This is a genomic window from Variovorax sp. EL159 (assembly GCF_900100965.1).
GTDB lineage: Bacteria > Pseudomonadota > Gammaproteobacteria > Burkholderiales > Burkholderiaceae_C > Variovorax.
In genome coordinates, this window is the sequence record NZ_FMUJ01000002.1 from 451482 (window position 1) to 469104 (window position 17623).

Sequence of the window (17623 nt, forward strand, 5' to 3'; positions counted from 1 at the left end):
GCGAGAATACGTTACCGGTATCTTCCGGGAGCGTCAACCAGTGAAACCTGCGTTGCCAGCCTTGGGCCGGCCCACTTAAAGTTACCGGTATCCACCCCCAATCCGTAACCCGTTCGCAGGAGAAACGCTTGACCGCTACCGCCACATTCCCGCACGTGCTGATGCCCGGCGCTTATCCGGAATGGGATATGGCACCGATGCAGGCGGCCTACACGCTGCATCGCCTCTGGGAGGTGCCGGACCGGCAGGCCCTCATTGCCGAACACGGTCCGGGCATCCGCGCCATCGCCACGCGCGGCGATCTGGGTGCCGATGCCGAGCTCATCGCGGCCTTGCCCAAGCTGGAGCTGATCGCCTGCTACGGCGTGGGCACGGACGGCATTGACCTGGCCGCCTGCCGCACGCGCGGCATTCGCGTGAGCAACACGCCCGACGTGCTCAATGGCGACGTCGCCGACCTCGCCGTCGGGCTCACGCTCGCGCTGCAGCGGCGCATTCCGGTGGGCGATGCGTTCGTGCGCAGCGGCGCATGGGCCCACGGCGGCATGCCGCTCACGACGCGCGTCTTCGGCCAGCGCATCGGCATCGCCGGCTTCGGCCGCATCGGCGGCACCATCGCGCGGCGGTTCTCGGGGTTCGATGCGGAGCTGGGTTACTTCAGCCGTACGCCGAAGCCCGACAGCCCGCATCGCCACTTCGGCAGCCTGGCCGCGCTGGCCGACTGGTGCGACGTGCTCATCGTCGTGCTGCCCGGCGGCGATGCCACGCGCGGCATCGTCGATGCGCAAGTGCTGCAGGCGCTCGGCCCCAAGGGCTGGCTCGTGAACGTCTCGCGCGGCAGCACGATCGACGAAAGCGCGCTGCTGCAGGCGCTGGAATCGCACAGCATCGCCGGCGCGGCGCTCGACGTGTTCCTCAACGAGCCGCACATCGACGCGCGCTTTGCGGCGCTCGACAACGTGGTGCTGACCCCGCACCATGGCAGCGGCACCGAGCAGACGCGCCGCGCCATGGGCGAGCTGGTGCGCCGCAACCTGGAGGCCCACTTCGCGGGCCAGCCCCTCATCACTCCCGTGGCCTGATCGCCGGAAAAAAGAGAAAGACACACCATGCGTTTGCGTTGCATGTGCCTCGTGATCCACGCGCCCGACGACCTGCGCCTGGACGAACAGGACGCCGGCGAGATCGGCCCCGGCCAGGTGCTGGTGAAGGTCGGCATGGGCGGCATCTGCGGCTCCGACCTGCATTACTTTCACAACGGCGGCTTCGGCACCGTGCGCATCAAGGAGCCGATGGTGCTGGGACATGAAGTGGCCGGCACCGTGGTCGCGGTGGCGCCGGGCGTCGAGAGCGTGCGCATCGGCGACAAGGTGGCGGTCAACCCCAGCCGGCCTTGCGGCGCTTGCAAGTTCTGCCTCGAAGGCCTGCCCAACCAGTGCCTGGACATGCGCTTCTACGGCAGCGCCATGCGCATGCCGCACGTGCAGGGCGCCTTTCGCAACATGCTCCTGTGCGAGGCCACGCAATGCGTGAAGGTGGCCGACCACGTGCCGTTGCGGCTGGCGGCGCTGGCCGAGCCGTTCTCGGTCGGGCTGCATGGCGTGTCGCGCGCCGGGCCGCTGCTGGGCAAGCGCGTGCTGGTGTCGGGCTGCGGGCCCATCGGCGTGCTGGCGATCGCGGCGGCGCGCGCGCACGGCGCGGCCGAGATCACCGCCACCGACGTGGTCGATGAACCGCTCGCCATTGCACGCGCCATGGGCGCCGACCAGACCATCAACGCCGCGCAGGACAAGGGCTGGGTCGCGCGCCATTCGGCCGACAAGGGCACCTTCGACGTGATGCTCGAATGCTCCGGCAACGAGCGCGCATTGCGCGACGGGCTGGAGGTGATGCGCCCGCGCGGCGTGGTCGTGCAGCTCGGCCTGGGCGGCGACGTGAGCATTCCGCAGAACATGGTGGTCTCGAAGGAGCTGAGCATCTGCGGCTCGTTCCGCTTCCATGCCGAGTTCGCGCTCGCCGTGCGGCTCATCAACGAAGGGCGGGTCGATCTGTCGCCGGTGGTGACGCACACCTTCCCGATGCTGAAGGCGCGCGAAGCCTTTGAACTGGCGAGCGACCGGAAGCAGGCGATGAAGGTGCTGATCGACTTTGCGGATGCGGCGGCCGCCATTGCCTGACCTCGCGTCTGTCGCGTCCGCAGCGCCGGCACTGCCAGCGCTGCGGCAGCGCCTTATTGCCCGGAGAGCACCTCGATGTCCACGCGGCGATTCGGCGCCAGGCAGTCGATGAGTTCTGCGCGCCGGGCCTGCGCGCAATGCACCTTCGGCTCCGCCTCGCCCCTGCCTTGCACCTGCATGCGCTGCGCCGGCACGCCGGCCTGCACCAGGTAGTCGCGGACGGTGTTGGCGCGCGCCAGCGAGAGCGCCTGGTTGTAGGGCTTGCTGCCGAGCCGGTCCGTATGGCCCGTCACCCTGATCGCACCCACCGATCCGCTGTCGCTTCGGATGTCGCGTGCCAACGCGTCGAGCTTGCGTCGTCCTTCCGGCAGCAGGTCGTCGAGCGAGCGGCCGTCGAAGCGGAACAGGCCATCGGCGCCGAGCGTCGTCTTCGCAGGCGCAACGACCGTCGGCCGCACGGTCGCGACGGGCTGCATCGCCACGGGTGGCGGCTTGAGCAGGTCCGCGCAGCCCGCGCCCTTCCAGTACATGCCGTGGGTCAGCACGTCTGCGTTGAAGCGAACCATGTACTGGCAGGTGATGTAGTCGGGGCCGGCACCCGTGCGAAAGTGAAAGATGTAGTTCCACTCGCGCACGCCAGCGAGCCCTTCGCTGAAATGCGGAAAGCCCAGCAGCCCGCGCACCTGGTCCTTGCCCATGCCGGTGCGCATGGCGCGCAAGGCCTCGAGGCTCGGGAACGCGCCCTGCTGCCATGTGGCGGAACCCGGCGTGGGGAAGTCGTCGTCCTTCGGCGGTGCCGGGTTTTCCGACGCGGCGCGGGCCTGCATCTCGGGCGTGATGGTGTAGCTCGGGCTGGCGCAGCCACCGGCCAGCAGCGCCACAAGGCAGAGCGTGGCGAGCGGCGCGGCACGAACCGCGAAGGCAGTGAAAGGGCGCTGGGCTTGGAGAAGAAGAGGCTTGTTCATGATGGAGTTCGTCCGGTTCATCTGTATCGCGATCAGTTGAAGACCCATTCCGCGCCGACGGTGGCGCCCACCCCCGCACGGCTGGTGGCCACGCCGCCGGTGATGCTCCAGGCGTTGTTTTCGGAGGTGCGACGGAAGCTGATGCCCACCGCGCCCTGTCCCTTGAACGAACCCACGCCGATGCGCATGGCCGTCTTGCCCGGCACGTAGCTCGCGGGCATCTGCAGCGCCATGGCCGCGGCAACGCCGGCGTAGGCGTTCTTCTCGACACCGTCGATGCGGCTGTTGACTGCGTCGATGCGGTTGTTCAGGTTGCTGTTGACGGCTGTCAGCTGGTTGACGTTGACGGCGTCGGTGCCCGCCACGCCCGGCGCCACGTTGTGCACCGTCACCGGCCCGGTGGCATTGCTGCCGCCCATGGTCACGCTGTTGTAGTTGACCGAGCCGTCCACGTTGGTGTCGTACTTGACGGTCGATTGATCGATCACGGCCACCGTGCCCTGCACCCCCCTCAACTGCGAGACGTTGACCGCGTCGCTGTCGGCCGTGCCCGCCGCCACGCCGGTGATCTGCCGGAACTGGCCGTTGGCGGCATTGCCCACCGACACGGCCGCCAGCGTGCTGGTCGTCGCGCCGATGGCAATGCGTTGCGCGTCGGTGGCGGTGGGCGGCACGTAGCCTGCGACACCCGCGCCCGTCGAGGCCACGGAGCCCGCGCCCAGCGCCACGCCGCCGGCCTGCGTCACGCTGCTGCCTGCGCCCAGTGCCACGCCTTGCACGGCCGCGGCCGACGACTTGGTGCCCAGCGCGATGGAGTCGGCCAACTGCGAGTTCGCGGCCTGCCCGATCGCGATGCCGCCAGGCGCGCTCTGCTGCACCACGGCGCCGTTGCCGATGCCCACGCCGTTGTTGCCGTTGACCACGGTCTGCGGACCAACCGCCACCGACTCCGCGCCGATGGCCAGCGAGTCGGCCGCCGTGGAGTTGGCGTGGAAGTACTTGATCGGCGTGACGGCGAACGACTGCAGTGCGCCGCTGAGCTGGCGCACCGTGACCGCGTCCTGCTGTTGCGTGCCGTCGGCTACGTTGGTGATCTGGCGGTACGTGGTGGCACTGCCGACAGAGAGGGCACCCAACAGCCCACGGTCGGTCGTGTTGAAGGGGATCAGCGAACTGCCCGCGGGAATGTTGCCGATGCCGGTGGCAATCGCGCGGTCGGAGACGGCGCCTGAGCCGAGGGCGACCCCACCGTTGACGGTCGCGCTGGCGTCCTTGCCCGACGCGATGGCATCTGTGCCTGTCGCGCCCAGGTTGTTTTCGTTGCCGCCGCCGGTGGAGTTGACGCTGTAGTACCTGATCTTGTTGGCGGTGACCGTGGTGCTCAGGTTCTCGATCGACTGGTTGGTGGCGAACAGCTGCGAGCCGTTGATCGCATCGGTCGACGAGCCGGAGATCCTGCCTGCAGCCACGTTGGTGATCGTGCGTTCGCCACCGACCGTGCCGACGCTGATGGTGCCGATCGGCGAGGTGCCCTGGAAGTTGTAGGTCGTGCCGTTGATCGTCGTGCTGGGGGTTCCCACGGCCGCTGCGGTTGCGGAGTTCGCGCCCAGGGCCACGCTGTTGGCGTCGGCCGCCGTGGCACCCAGGCCGATGGCCACCGCCGAATTGCCGGCCGCCGTCGCGTTCTTGCCCGATGCGATGGCATCGGTGCCTGTCGCGCCCTGGTTGTTCTCGTTGCCGCCGCCGGTGGAGTTGACGCTGTAGTACCGGGTCTTGTTGGCCGTGACGGTGGTGCTGAGGTTCTCGATGGCCTGGTTGGTGCCGAACAACTGCGAGCCGTTGATGGCATCGGTCGACGACCCGGAGATCCGGCCCGCCGCGACGTTGGTGATCGTGCGTTCGGCACCGACTGTGCCGACGCTCACCGTGCCTGTTGGCGTGATGCCCTGGAAGTTGTAGGTCGTGCCGTTGATCGTCGTGCTGGGGGTTCCCACGGCCGCTGCCGTTGCGGAGTTCGCGCCCAGGGCCACGCTGTTGGCGTCGGCAGCCGTGGCGCCCAGGCCGATGGCCACCGCCGAATTGCCGGCCGCCGTTGCGTTCTTGCCCGATGCGATGGCGTCGGTGCCCGTCGCGCCCAGGTTGTCTTCGTTGCCGCCGCCCTTCGAGTTGACGCTGTAGTACTTGGTCTTGTTGGCCGTGACGGTGGTGCTGAGGTTCTCGATGGCCTGGTTGGTGCCGAACAGCTGCGAGCCGTTGATGGCGTCGGTCGAGGTGCCGGAGATCCGGCCCGCCGCCACGTTGGTGATCGTGCGCTCGGCACCCACCGAGCCCACGCTCACGGTGCTCGTCGGCGCGATGCCCTGGAAGTTGTAGGTCGTGCCGTTGATCGTCGCGTTGGGGGTCGGCACGGCTGTCGCCGTCACCGAGCCCGAGCCCAGTGCCACGTCGCGCGCGTTGTTCGCCACCGCCGTGTCGCCGAACGCGACCGCGCCCGCGGCCAGTGCCTTGCTGGTGCTGCCGATGGCGACGCTGCCTTGTCCGACCACGGTGTTCTGGTAGCCGATGCCCACCGCGCCCTGCGCCGGTGTGCCGGCCGTGCCGACCGCCTGGCCGCCGCCGCCCACCATGTTGGTGTTGCCCACTGCCACCGAGCCGTTGCCGGTGGCGGTGTTGTCCAGGCCGTTCGCGACGGCGCCGTTGCCGGTGGCCGTGTTCGGATCGCCGATGGCCACGGCGCCATTGCCGTTGGCAACGTTGCCCGAGCCGATGGCCACGGCCTTGCCGCCGGTGGCTGTGGAGCCGTTGCCGATCGCCACGGCATCCGTGGCGTCGGCGACGGTGTTGTTGCCCATCGCGATGGCGTTGAGTGCGGAAGCCTTGGCGCTGTTGCCGATGGCGACAGCCTGCGTGCCCGACGCATTGGCGAGCGCGCCCACCGCCGTGGCGTTCTGGCCGGCTGCCAGGGTGCCGAATCCCAGTGCTGTTGCGCGGGCGAGGGTCGCCGTGGCGTTGTTGCCCATCGCCACGGTGCCGTCGGCCGCGGCGTTGGCGCCCGACCCCGTCGCGACCGAGCCGATGCCGCTCGAGACGGCCTGGTTGCCCATGGCCAGCGAGAAATCGGCCGAGGCATTGGCAAGGTTGCCGAGCGCCGCCGAACTGGTGCCCGCCGCGTTGGCCCGTGTGCCGATGGCTGCGGAATCAATGCCTGCAGCCGTGCTGCCCCAGCCGCCTGCAAAGGCGCGTTTGCTGCTGGCTGTCGAACTGACACCGACGGCCGTGGAGTTCTCTCCGGAGGCATTGGCGAAGGTGCCCAGGGCGCTGGCGCCGGCTGCATTGGCCTGGGCGGCGGCGCCGAGCGCGACCGCGTTGATGTCGCGCGCAATCGTGCCGGACCCCAGGGCCATCGCCGCGGCGCCCGAGGCCACGGCGGTCGGGCCGAGCGCCACGGCGCTTCCCCCGGTCGCCTGGCTCTGGAAGCCGATGGCGGTGGCGTTGTTCTGCGAGGCCGTCACGTCGGTGCCGATGCCGATGGCACCAATGGCCGTGGCGCCGGTTCCCGGGACGGTGCGCGAGCCGAGATAGATGGAGTTGAGTTGGGACGCGACCGACTGGAAGCCGACGGCGATGGCGTTCTGCGCGGTGGCCTGGGCGCGGGTGCCTTGCGCGACGGCGTCCAGCACGGTGGCGGTGGCCTGAAAGCCAAGGGCAACGGTGCGCAATGCAGCCGCGTTCGCGCCGAAACCCAAGGACGTGGCGCTTTCTCCGCTGGCGATGGCCTGTGTGCCCACGGCCACGGTGTTGGTGCCGCTCGCGGTCACGTCCGTGCCAATGCCGATGGCGCCGTCTGCCAGCGCGCCCGTGGTGGGCCCGGTGCGGGCGCCCAGGTAGATGGAGTTGCTGCCCTTGGTGTACGCCTGAAAACCCAGGGAGATGGAATTCTGCGCGGAGCTGAGGGCGTTGTATCCCACGGCGAGTCCACCGAGCACTTGGGCCTGCGCGAGAGAACCAAGCGCCGTGGCCCCGATCCCCGAAGCCTTGGAACTGAGGCCCATGCATGAAGCGGTGTCGTTGTACGCGTTGTAGGGCGCGACGCTGCAATCCACCGACTGCGCCTGCGCCAGCGCGGACCACCCGATCCCTCCAACGGCCAACAGCGCACTCACGAGGCCCGTGCGCATGCGGCGGGTGGGGCGTGATGCCGTCACGCAGCTTCCGCCGCGTTTGCCGCGGGCGCGCGTGTTTTCCGACGCCGCAACCCAGGCGCCAAGGGATTCATTCCAAAGCGAGCGATAGCTTGTGTTCATGAGTCCATCCATCCAATTAAGAAGTTCATCGAATGGCTTTTGAACCATTCTGGTGCATTCATTTTTTAATTAATGATTGCAAACAAATGTTAATTCGAATGGATGGATGCAACGGGGCATGTCGTTTTTTGGAATCGTTTTCCAAAATTACTTATGTTTTTTATTGTTTATTTATGTTTTAAATTAATACAAAGATACCAAAGAATTGTTTTATTACCATATACTAAATCATTGATCAATATGACTTTTTGTTTTAGTTCTCGATCTGTACTAAGTGACAGAAAAATGACGAAGAAAAAACGCCGCATCAATTTGGTGCGGCGTTTGGCTTGAAGATTTACCCTCTTGATCGATGGTTATTAATGAATAGTCATACGATTTAATTAAATCCGGGAAGAACGCCGGATCGCAAAGCGCGGCTCGGTTGTGAACCGTCAAGGGGTTCTTTGCCGGTCTGGGTGTGGGTGTGGTGATGCGCGTTCTATCGAGTCCAGCCAGCCGCCCAACAGGGGACTGACAAACGCATCCATCGGGTGCCGCATCTCGCGGCCATCCCCGAAGAATCAGCAGTTCAGCGAAGCGCGCACCTCGGCCATCGCGGCCCCGACGCGCGCGTGCCGCCGCCTCGCTTCCAAGGTCAGGGCGCCAATCCCGCCGTCTTCACCACCGAGGCGTACTTGCCCGCCTCTTCGGCCACGTAGGCCGAGAACTGCGCGGCACTGCGCGCATCGGGTTCGGCGCCGATGTCGCGCAGCCGTTGCGCCAGCACCGGGTCTTCGAGGACACGCGCCATGGCCGCCGAGAGCTTGTTCAAGACCGGGGCCGGCACCTTGGCAGGCGCGAACACACCGAACCACGCGCTCACCTCGAAACCGGGCAGGCCGCTTTCGGCGACGGTCGGCACGCCCGGGAGCAGGGAACTGCGCTGGCTGCCCGTCACCGCCAGCGCCTTGAGCTTGTGCGAGGCGATGTTCGGCAGCGAAGTGGTCTGCAGGTCGAACATCAGCGGGACATGGCCCGCGAGCACGTCGGCCAGCGCGGGCGCGCTCCCCTTGTAGGGCACGTGCAGCAGCTTGATCTTCGCGGCCGACGCGAGCATCTCGCCGGCCAGATGGTTCGACGTGCCGGGGCCCGCGGACGCGTAGCTGATCGACCCGGGGTTCTGCTTCGCAGCCGCGATCAGGTCGCCCACGTTGGCGTAGCCCACGCCCGGGTTCGCCACCAGCACGAAGGGGATGGAGGCCAGCGCGCTCACCGGCACGAAATCTTTCAGCGGGTCGTAGCCCGTCTTCGACATGGCGGGGTTGATGGCCTGGGAGCTCACCGTTCCGAGCAGCAGCGTGTAGCCATCGGGCCTGGCTTCCGCGACGAAGCGCGCGCCGATGGCGGTGCCCGCGCCGGCCCTGTTCTCGACGATCACCGGCTGTCCGATCTGCACCGCCAATTTCTGGCCGACCGTGCGCGCCAGGATGTCGGCCGACCCGCCGGCGGGGTAGGGCACGACGATCGTGATGGGGCGCTCGGGATAGTCCCCCGCCAGCGCCGGCACGGCGGTGCTGGAAGCGAGCAGCAGAACGGCAAGCAACTGGCGAAAGGATTTCATCGGGGAGCTCCATGTGGGAAGCCGCATGGTGCGAACGCCGGCGCCAGTCTGTCCAATACGTTCACCGGCGGCGGCTCATACACGACATGAATCACCGCACCTTTCGGGCATGGCTTGCGCAGACTACCGCTTCGCGACTTCCACCGTCTTGCGCGCCACCGAAAGAAAGGACTGCACCACCGGGTTGTCGTTGTGGCTGCCGTGGGCGAACACCAACTGGTAGGTGGGGGGAGGGCGCGTGTCCACGATCTCTAGGAAGACGACGTCGGCCATCGTCAGCATGCGCATCGACGCCGGCACCAGCGCGATGCCGAGCCCGCCGGCCACGAGTGTCAGGATCGACTGCATCTGCGCCGCCTCCTGCACGACCTTGGGCAGGAAGCCGGCCGACTGGCAAGCACCCAGCAATGCGGCAACGAAGCCCGCGCCCTCCGAGGCCGGGAACGAGATGAACGATTCCGCCGCCAGCGCCTTGATCTTCACCGAGCGTCGGCTCGCCAGCGGATGGCTGCGCGGCACCGCGATCACGAACTTCTGCGCCTGCAGGTCGACCAGAGTCAGGTCGCGCGCCTCGTACACCGGGCCCACCACCAGCGCGAGTTCGACCTCGCCCTTGCGCAGGTCTTCGAGCTGGCGCGCGGTGGTCTCGGCGGTCAGCCGCAGTTGCACGGTCGGGTAGTCGTGCTGGAAGCGCTTGAAGATCGCGGGCAGCACATCGAGCGCGGCGCTCGGCACGAAGGACAGGCGCAGCGAGCCTTCGAGCCCCTGTGCCGCGCGGCGTGCGCGTTCGGTGGCGGCCTGGGCCTGCTGCAGCAGGCGCTGCGCATCCTTGTGGAAGACCTGGCCGGCGGGCGTCAGGCGCACGTGGTGCCGGCTGCGGTCGAACAGTATCGCGCCGACCTGCGTCTCGAGGTTGCGCATGGCCACGCTCAGCGGTGGCTGCGACATGTGGAGCCGGATGGCGGCACGGCCGAAGTTCAGCTCTTCGGCGAGCACCACGAACTGGCGCAGTTGCCTGAATTCGATCATGGGCGTGGAGATACCTGCGGCGAATGACGAGCCACTTTAAACAGTATTGGATGTATGAGCACGGCCTTCCTAGCATGGCCGTTCGTCTTGCAGCCCCTTCCTCATTCATCCATTCATCCATCAACCCACGACGGACATCGCCCATGCAGCCCTCATTGCTCGAAGAGATCCCTTCCGTGCCCAACCCCTACCCCGTGGTCTCGAAGATGGAATATCCCGAGGTCTGGCGCCTGTGCACCCAGGCGCGCGAACTGGCCTGGGACCCGGTGGCCGACATCGACTACACCGACCTGCAGAAGGCCGACTTGCCGCCCGAGGTCCGGCAGGCGGGCGCCGAATGGTGGAGCCTGCGCGCCTGGATGGAGCATGGCGCGACGCCCTATGGCGCGGAGCGGCTGCGCGATGCGATCTTTGGGCACCAGCCCTTCGAGATCAAGCAGCACATCACGAACTTCATCGCCGAGGAGTTCCGCCACCACGAAGCGAGCTTTCGCATCGCCGAGCACCTGGGTGCCTACGAACCCACGCCGCGCGCCGACTACTTCCGCGACATCATTCCGCGCTTCCATGACGAGAAGGACGAGCGGGCCATGAGCTTCTTCGCCGGCCTGTCGGTCAACACGCTGTTCGAGCAGCTGTCGGGCGAGTTGCTGCAGGCGCGCTACGAAAACGCACGCTTCGACTCGATCCGCGAGGCCTGCCGGTTGATCCTGCGCGACGAGGCGCGGCACATCCAGTTCGGCCGCATCATCATGCGGCGCTTCTTCGGCGAGCTGCCGCCCGACGAGAAGAAGACCATCGGCATCAAGGTCGCGAAGAAGCTGCGCGGCAGCCTGCTCAACGGCGTCTATGCGGTCGTGAACCTGCCCGACGACGAGCGCCGGCGCTCTGGCCGCAACCGCGCGCTGGCGGCCGACCACGGGCTCGGTGCCACTCATCCCGATGAAGAGATGGGCATCATCAAGCGCGGGGTCGACAAGATCCGCGAGGACATCGGCGCCTACGGTGTCGAGATCCCTTTCATTCCCGAACTCGACGCGGCGGTGCACTGATGACGAACACGCTCGCCACCCGCATCGCGCCCCCCGATGTTCCGCCGCCCGGCGGCCCCTACAGCCACGGCATCGCAGTGAGCGGCGCCGGCACCTGGCTGCACATCGCCGGACAGATCGGCGTGGCCGCCGACGGCAGTGTGCCCAACGACTTCGAGGCCCAGGCGCGGCAGGCCTGGACCCACCTCGTGGCGGTGCTGCGCGCCGCGGACATGGACGTGTCGCACCTCGTCAAGGTGACGACCTTTCTCATCGACGGCAGTGATGTCCGCCGGCTCGGGCCGGTGCGCGCCGCCTTCCTCGGCGAAGCACGCCCGGCATCGACCTTGCTGGTGGTGCGGGCGCTGGCCGATCCGGCGTGGCGCGTGGAGGTCGAGGCATCGGCCTTCCGGCCCGGCTGAGCGCAGGACGAAGCAAGGCCAGGCATGCCGACCAACAGACCCGACGCGATCGACCGGTTGCTGCGCGAGACCGGTCCGGCGTGGCAGCAGGACATTCGTGCGGCCGGCGATCGCGTCAAGGCTGCGTACCTTCCCTTGCTCATGGCGGCGCCCACCGACGGTTGCGAAGTGATCCGCGACCTGCCTTACGGCACGCATCCGCGCCAGGTGCTCGACGTCTACCGGCCACGCGGCGCGCGCCATGCGCCGGTGGTGATGTTCGTGCACGGCGGCGCCTTCGTGCGCGGCAGCAAGGACATCAACGCCGCGATGTACGGCAACGTGCTCGCCTGGTTCGCGCGCCAGGGCTGCGTGGGCATCAATGTCGAGTACCGCCTCGCGCCCGAGGCCATGCATCCCGAAGGCGCACGCGACCTGGCCATGGCCTGCGAGTGGGTCGCGCGCCATGTTGCTGAACATGGTGGCGACGCCGATGCCGTCTGCCTCGTCGGGCATTCGGCGGGCGGCACGCATGCGGCCAGCTATGCCTGCGACCCGGGGCTCGGCTTCATGGGGCGGCACCTGCGCTGCCTGGTGCTGGTGTCGGCCCGCCTGCAGGCGGATGCGCTGCCCGAGAACCCGAATGCGGCCGGCGTTCGCGCGTACTTCGGCGACGACGCGGCCGCCTACGCGCACCTGTCACCGATGGCGCATGCCCACCGGCTGGTGCTGCCCACCTTCGTGGTCCATGCCGAGTACGAAAACCCGCTGCTGGACGTCTATGCCACCGAGTTCGCGTGGCGCATGGCCGAGGCGAGGCGCGTTGCGCCGCGGCACCTGAGCGTGGCCGGGCACAACCACGTGTCGATCATGGCCCACTTCAACAGCGGCGAGCAGTGGCTTGGCGAGCAGATCCTCGCGTTCTTCGAGGCGGCGAATCGTTGATGCCGGCTGGCAATACGACGCAGCGGGCAAGGGCTCTTTCGCGCTCTTAAAAAATCCCGAGCCCGCTTTAGGAGCTCTCCCGCTGCTCGACATGGAACGGAATCATCACCGTCTCGGCAGGCGGCCGGTGCCCGTCCCGCATGCCGTCGATCACCCGCAGCAGCAGTTCGCCCGCCGCCTTGCCGATGCCCACGCAATCCACCGCGACGGTCGTGATGCGCGGATGACAGGCGCGCGCGACTTCGAAGTCGCCGAAGCCCGCGATCGCGATGCGGCCCGGCACGTCCCAGCCCTGGCGCTGGCATTCCATCAGCGCGCCGAAGGCCGAGAGGTCGGACACGCAGAGCACGGCGTCCACGTCGGGCCATTGACGGATCAGCTGCGCCATCGCCTCGCCGCCTTGCGCCATCGAGATCGGCGGCTGGCCGAAGCTGATGACGCGCCCGCCGGGCAGGCCCAGCTCGCGGATCGCCTGCGCATAGCCGTGCTGCCGGTCGGCACCGCGCGTGTCGCGGTTCGAGGTGCCGCCGATGAAGGCGATGCGCCGGTAGCCCTTGCCGTGCAGGTGCCGCACCATCGCGGCAGCGGCTTCGGCATTCGAGAAGCCGACCGTGTGCTCGATGGGCGTGGCGGGCAGGTCCCAGGTCTCCACGACCGGCACGCCGGCCGCCTGCAGCATGGCGCGCGCGGCGGGCGTGTGCACGCCGCCCGTGAGGATCACGCCTTCGGGCCGGCGCGCGAGCATGGCGCGCAGCAAGCGCTCTTCGGTCTCGACGTGGTAGTCGGTGTAGCCCAGCAGCACCTGCAGGCCGCGTGCCTCCAGCGCCGCCGTGATGCCTTGCGCGGTCTCTGAAAAGTTGGAGTTGTTGAGCGACGGGATCAGCACCGCGATGAAGCCCGAGCGCTTGCTGGAGAAGGTGCGCGCCGTCTGGTCGATCACGTAGCCCATCTCTTCGCAGGCCTGCAGGATGCGCTGGCGCAGCGCCTCCGAAGTCACGCGGTCGCTGCCCACGCTGCGGTTGAGCGCGCGCGAGACCGTCATCTTCGAGACGCCGACGCGCGCGGCCACGTCGGCCATGGTCGCCGGGCGGGAGAGGGGGGCGGGGGCTTTGGTCGGGGGCAAGGGGCGCTCTCTGGGAATCGGTGTCGAGGATATGCGACAGCGCCGGCGAGATGCCGGGAACGCCCGAAACGGGAGCAGGGGCCCGTCCGCCTTCCCTAGCGGATGTACTTGCCGTTGCGGTTGATCATGGTCAGCTCGACCATCGCCGAGCCCTGATGGTTGGAGGGTGAGAAGCGGACGAACATGCCACCCAGGTCGACCTCGCGCATCGACTCCAGCGCGGCCATGAATTTGGCGCGCGTGGGGTCGGCCCCCGCGCGCTGCAGTGCCATGACGAAGAGCTTGGCCGTGATGAAGCCCTCGAAGCCGCCATAGGCGATGGCGCCGGAATTGCCCGCCTCCTGCAGCGCCTCGCGGTACTCGCGCGTCAACGGCAGTGCGTTGTTCCATGGCGAGGGAACGATCTGCGAAACCACCACGCCATTGCCGTCCGCCGCCAGGTCGTGCGCGAACTCGTTCGAGTTGACGTTCGACAGCAGATAGAACTGCGTGCCCCGCGCGCGTGCCCTTGTCTGCTTGATGAAGTCGACGCAGGCGCTGGGCGTGCATGCCATCACGATGGCGGCGGGCGATGCGGCCGCGAGCGTCTTGCTGGCGTCGTCGACCTTGAGATCCTTGCGGCTGTAGCTGGCCGTCGCGACGGCCTTGAGCTTGTTCCGGGCCAGTGCGTTGGTGAAGCCGGCCAGGCCGTCCTTGCCGAAGCTGTCGTCCTGGTAGAGCACGGCGATGCTGTGGATCTGCTGCACGACGAGCTGGTCGATGATGGCGGCGGCCTCCTGCTGGTAGCTCGCGCGCAGGTGGAACACCAGCGGGTTGAAGGGCTCGCGCACCGACTGGGCGCCGCTGTAGGAGCCCACCATCGGCACGCCATGGCGCGTGGCCACGGGAATGGCCACCTCGCTGGTGGGCGTCGACCGGTAGCCGAACAGGGCGAACACCTTGTCCTGCGTGATCAGCCGCTCGGTGTTCTCGATCGTCTTCTTCACGTCGCGGGCGTCGTCGTAGGTCTTGAGTTCGATCTGCCGGCCGAACACGCCGCCGCGCTTGTTGACGTAGGCGAAATACGCAAGGGCGCTGTCGGTGTTCTCCCTGGCGATGGCCTGGCCGCTGAATTCGCTGGAAACCCCGAGCAGGACGCTGGTCTTGCCGATCCCGTTTTCCGCGTGCGCGAACAGGGAAAGAAGAAAGGTTGCGGCAGCCAGCGCGCAACGGTGTAAGAGCCGAAGGTGCATGTAGTCCTCGCTGATGCGGTGCGTGTATCGATGCGCGGAAGGACGCCCCGGCGGCCTTCCGGCGGCGGATCGTATCGCCGGGGTGCGGTGCGATCCATCTATGTATCCGCAGGGAGCTTGCGGGGGTCTTGCGCACCGGCAGATGGCCCGGGAAAACCCTCGGGACTTTCTGCGTGGACCGACAGCTGTTCGAAAGTCTCGCGTGGGTATCGTCCTCGCGTCACACATCAGACCCCCTGGCTGCACCAATCAAGGAGACAAGAAGATGTCGATGAATCCCGGCCGTTCGTCGTGCGAGGCAAGACCGGAAAAACCCGGCGCCATCTGTTTTGGCGGCTTCGCGTGGCACGCCGGCACCGGCGTGCTGACGAAAGACGGCGCGGTGGTTGCGCTGACCGACGGTGCCTGCGCCATGCTCCACGCGCTGGTGAGCCGCCCGCGACAGCCGCAGTCGCGCGAGACCCTGGCGGAACTGACGCGCGCATGCGCACACGAGCCGCTCACCCGCAGCATCGACCTGCAGATTTCCCGGCTGCGCAAGGTCATCGAGCCCGACCCGCTCGCACCGAGGTTCATCCAGACGGTGCGGGGCCTGGGCTACGTGTTCGAGCCGAACGGGGCCGTGCGGTGCTGGTCGTCGTCCTCGGCGCGGTCTCCGAGGGCGTACCCGGTATCGACGCCGGCGTCGTGGTGTTCGCTGTCGCCGGCACTGCGCATGGACGATGTCCGGGCCGAGGCCGTGCAGCCCGCGATGAACGCCAGCCTTTCGTAGTCGCGCTGCTTCGCTTCCTGGCTACTTCACTTCCTGGTACGAGAAGGTGGCGTTGTCGATCACGTTGTGCGTCTCCAGGCCGTGCTTGTCGAAGAGCTTGATGTCGGTGCTGGCGGGCGTGTAGTCGAGGATGCCGAAGTTCTCGCGGTCGCCCACGTACTTGTACTTGGTGACGAAGGCGCCCGAGGAAATGATCTCGAAGATGTTGGTCTCGCCGGGCGGCGGCAGGAAGGCGTTCTCGTGGATGTCGCCCGACAGGAAGATGACGTTGCGCTTGTAGATGAGCTGGCGAAAGCGCGCGTAGTCGTCGCGGTAGCGCATCCAGCCATTGCCGGTCGCGCGGATCGGCGTGCCGGCGCAGATCACGACGAAGCCCTGCTCGTCCTTCAGCTGCGCTTCAAGAAATTTGAACTGGTCTTCGCCGAGCAGCGTGTGGTCGTCGCCGGGCAGGTCGCGGTACCAGCGCGTGTCCAGAAAGATCGCCTTGCCGATGCGCTGCTGCTGGTGAATCAAGGGGATCGCGTAGTAGATGCCCTCGGTCGGCGGGTCGATCCGCATGAACTGCGAAAAGAGCTCGCGCGACACGGCCTTGACCGCGGGGTCGACCTGCGTGCCGCAGGCGTTGTTCCATGCGAAGTCGTGGTCGTCCCAGGTGCCGTAGACGCCGCCGCCGTTGTCCTGGCGCTGGCGCATTCCGTCGAACAGCAGCCTGAAGTTGGGCACGTTCCACTGCGCGGTGTACCTGGCGGTCATCACTTCCCGGAACTGCGGCGCCTTCCAGCCGGCGGGCTCTTCCAGGTGGGGAAAGAAGTCCATGTAGATCTGGTCGCCCAGCAGGAACAGGTAGTCGGGCTGCTCGGCCGCAATGCGGTTCCAGACGCGCTGGTAGCCGCCGGGGCCGGCCTCGAAGTTCATGCAGGAGGCGAAGGCGATTTTCATGGGGTTCCCTCTCACCGGTGTCGTGCCCGGGTGAGCCGGATCATAGGGAGCCGTTGCCTTCTGTCCCTCAGCGGAATATGGGATGGCGCACCGGGCACGCGCCGTGTTCAGGCGTGCCGCTTGAGCTGGCGAAGCGCCGCCTGCGCATGCACGATGAAGCGGCTCGACAGCAGCGAGGCCGCGAAGTTCTGGTTGGTCACGGCGAACACGTCGTACAGCGGGGCCTTGGCGATCGGCCGGTGGCTCAGCCGGTCGGTCATGCAGCCGCGCGCCGTGAGGTCGTCGACGATGGCAACGCCGGCGCCAGCCGCTGCCAGCGCGCAGGCGGCCTGGCCGGCACGCACGTCGATCTGCGCATCGGGCTTGCGGCCGTTGCTGGCGCACCAGTCGGCAATGATGCGGCCCTGCGGCGTGTCGGGGCTGAAGGAAATCATCCGCTCCTTGAGGATGTCGATCGGCCTGAGCGTGCGCTTCGCCTCGAGCGCGTGGCCCTTGGGGAAGACACCGGCCAGCGTCCATTTGCCGATGGGGCGCGAATCGAGCAGCGGGTCGTCGATGGCCAGGGTCGAGATGGCGACGTCGACCTCGTGCGCCGCGAGCCGTTTGACCATGTCCTTCGCCAGCGCGACCTCCATGTAGATGCTGGAGGACGGAAACTCGCGGCCGAGCGCCATGAGCGCGTTGGGCACCATCTCCAGCCCGGTGCCGGGGCTGCACAGCACGCGCAGCGTCAGCATCTTGCCGTTCTTCAGCGCCTGCGTGCATTCGTCGATGCGCGCCACGCCGCGGTAGACCTGCTCGACCTCGGCGAACAGCGCCTGGGCCTCGGGCGTGGCCAGCAGCTTGCCCTTGCGGCGCTCGAAGAGCGGCAGCCCGAGCTGCAGCTCGATGTGCGAGAGCATGCGGCTGATGCCCGGTTGCGACACGTGCAGCAGGCGCGCGGCGTCGGTGACCGAGCCGGCCACCATGACGGCGCGGAAGACTTCGATCTGTCTGAGGTTCATGACTTTCTCCGTCGTCTGGAGCCAAGGGGATAACGCGATGTTATGGGCACACGACAAGTTGGTATTTGTCGGCCGTCGGGTGCCTTCCTAGGATCGGC

At 67.5% G+C, this 17623-nt stretch carries 14 protein-coding genes; 6 read left to right on the top strand and 8 right to left on the bottom strand.

The features are described from left to right. Positions 1 to 128 precede the first annotated feature (128 nt). Complete coding sequence (locus BLQ28_RS08355; protein WP_093238314.1) at positions 129 to 1082, top strand: 2-hydroxyacid dehydrogenase; 954 nt, start codon at positions 129 to 131, stop codon at positions 1080 to 1082. Positions 1083 to 1109: 27 nt separating this feature from the next. Continuing rightward, the gene (locus BLQ28_RS08360) at positions 1110 to 2177 is read left to right on the top strand and encodes an L-idonate 5-dehydrogenase (RefSeq protein WP_093238316.1); all 1068 of its coding nucleotides are present in this window, start codon (positions 1110 to 1112) and stop codon (positions 2175 to 2177) included. Between the two features lie 53 nt (positions 2178 to 2230). Here the strand turns inward: BLQ28_RS08360 and BLQ28_RS08365 are convergent, their stop codons facing one another. From BLQ28_RS08365 to BLQ28_RS08380, 4 genes are all read right to left on the bottom strand, one after another. Beyond that, entirely contained in the window at positions 2231 to 3142 is a 912-nt protein-coding gene (locus BLQ28_RS08365; RefSeq protein WP_256327224.1) for an OmpA family protein, read from the bottom strand. Between the two features lie 32 nt (positions 3143 to 3174). Then, positions 3175 to 7446, bottom strand: a complete 4272-nt coding sequence (locus BLQ28_RS08370; RefSeq protein WP_093238319.1) for an ESPR-type extended signal peptide-containing protein — start codon at positions 7444 to 7446, stop codon at positions 3175 to 3177. A gap of 637 nt (positions 7447 to 8083) precedes the next feature. After that, a complete protein-coding gene (locus tag BLQ28_RS08375; protein ID WP_093238320.1) occupies positions 8084 to 9049 on the bottom strand; it encodes a tripartite tricarboxylate transporter substrate binding protein in 966 nt (321 codons plus the stop codon). A 123-nt stretch (positions 9050 to 9172) separates the two neighbouring features. Further along, a complete protein-coding gene (locus BLQ28_RS08380) occupies positions 9173 to 10078 on the bottom strand; it encodes a LysR family transcriptional regulator (RefSeq protein ID WP_093238322.1) in 906 nt (301 codons plus the stop codon). Positions 10079 to 10221: 143 nt separating this feature from the next. Here BLQ28_RS08380 and BLQ28_RS08385 point away from each other — a divergent pair, with 143 nt between their 5' ends. From BLQ28_RS08385 to BLQ28_RS08395, 3 genes are read left to right on the top strand one after another with little or no spacing between them, the layout of a single operon-like run. Further along, positions 10222 to 11130 carry a ferritin family protein gene (locus BLQ28_RS08385; RefSeq protein ID WP_093238323.1) on the top strand — a complete coding sequence of 303 codons (909 nt, stop codon included), beginning with the start codon at positions 10222 to 10224 and terminating at the stop codon, positions 11128 to 11130. Further along, a complete protein-coding gene (locus BLQ28_RS08390; protein WP_093238325.1) occupies positions 11130 to 11531 on the top strand; it encodes a RidA family protein in 402 nt (133 codons plus the stop codon). The genes BLQ28_RS08385 and BLQ28_RS08390 overlap by 1 nt, the downstream gene beginning before the upstream one ends. Before the next feature lie 24 nt (positions 11532 to 11555). After that, positions 11556 to 12455, top strand: a complete 900-nt coding sequence (locus tag BLQ28_RS08395; protein WP_093238326.1) for an alpha/beta hydrolase — start codon at positions 11556 to 11558, stop codon at positions 12453 to 12455. A 67-nt stretch (positions 12456 to 12522) separates the two neighbouring features. On the opposite strand, the gene BLQ28_RS08400 is transcribed toward BLQ28_RS08395, so the two are convergent. Together BLQ28_RS08400 and BLQ28_RS08405 are read right to left on the bottom strand one after the other, a co-directional pair. After that, a complete protein-coding gene (locus BLQ28_RS08400) occupies positions 12523 to 13533 on the bottom strand; it encodes a LacI family DNA-binding transcriptional regulator (RefSeq protein WP_093238328.1) in 1011 nt (336 codons plus the stop codon). Positions 13534 to 13673: 140 nt separating this feature from the next. Next, positions 13674 to 14810: an ABC transporter substrate-binding protein gene (locus BLQ28_RS08405; RefSeq protein ID WP_176801052.1), complete on the bottom strand. Its 1137-nt coding sequence runs from the start codon at positions 14808 to 14810 to the stop codon at positions 13674 to 13676. Between the two features lie 265 nt (positions 14811 to 15075). Between BLQ28_RS08405 and BLQ28_RS08410 the strand changes: the two genes are divergently transcribed. Next, positions 15076 to 15582, top strand: a complete 507-nt coding sequence (locus BLQ28_RS08410; RefSeq protein WP_218121909.1) for a winged helix-turn-helix domain-containing protein — start codon at positions 15076 to 15078, stop codon at positions 15580 to 15582. 21 nt (positions 15583 to 15603) lie between these two features. Here the strand turns inward: BLQ28_RS08410 and BLQ28_RS08415 are convergent, their stop codons facing one another. Both BLQ28_RS08415 and BLQ28_RS08420 read right to left on the bottom strand, forming a co-directional pair. Next, the gene (locus BLQ28_RS08415) at positions 15604 to 16521 is read right to left on the bottom strand and encodes an alkaline phosphatase D family protein (RefSeq protein WP_093238331.1); all 918 of its coding nucleotides are present in this window, start codon (positions 16519 to 16521) and stop codon (positions 15604 to 15606) included. 107 nt (positions 16522 to 16628) lie between these two features. After that, a complete protein-coding gene (locus tag BLQ28_RS08420) occupies positions 16629 to 17525 on the bottom strand; it encodes a LysR family transcriptional regulator (protein WP_093238332.1) in 897 nt (298 codons plus the stop codon). Positions 17526 to 17623: the final 98 nt, after the last annotated feature.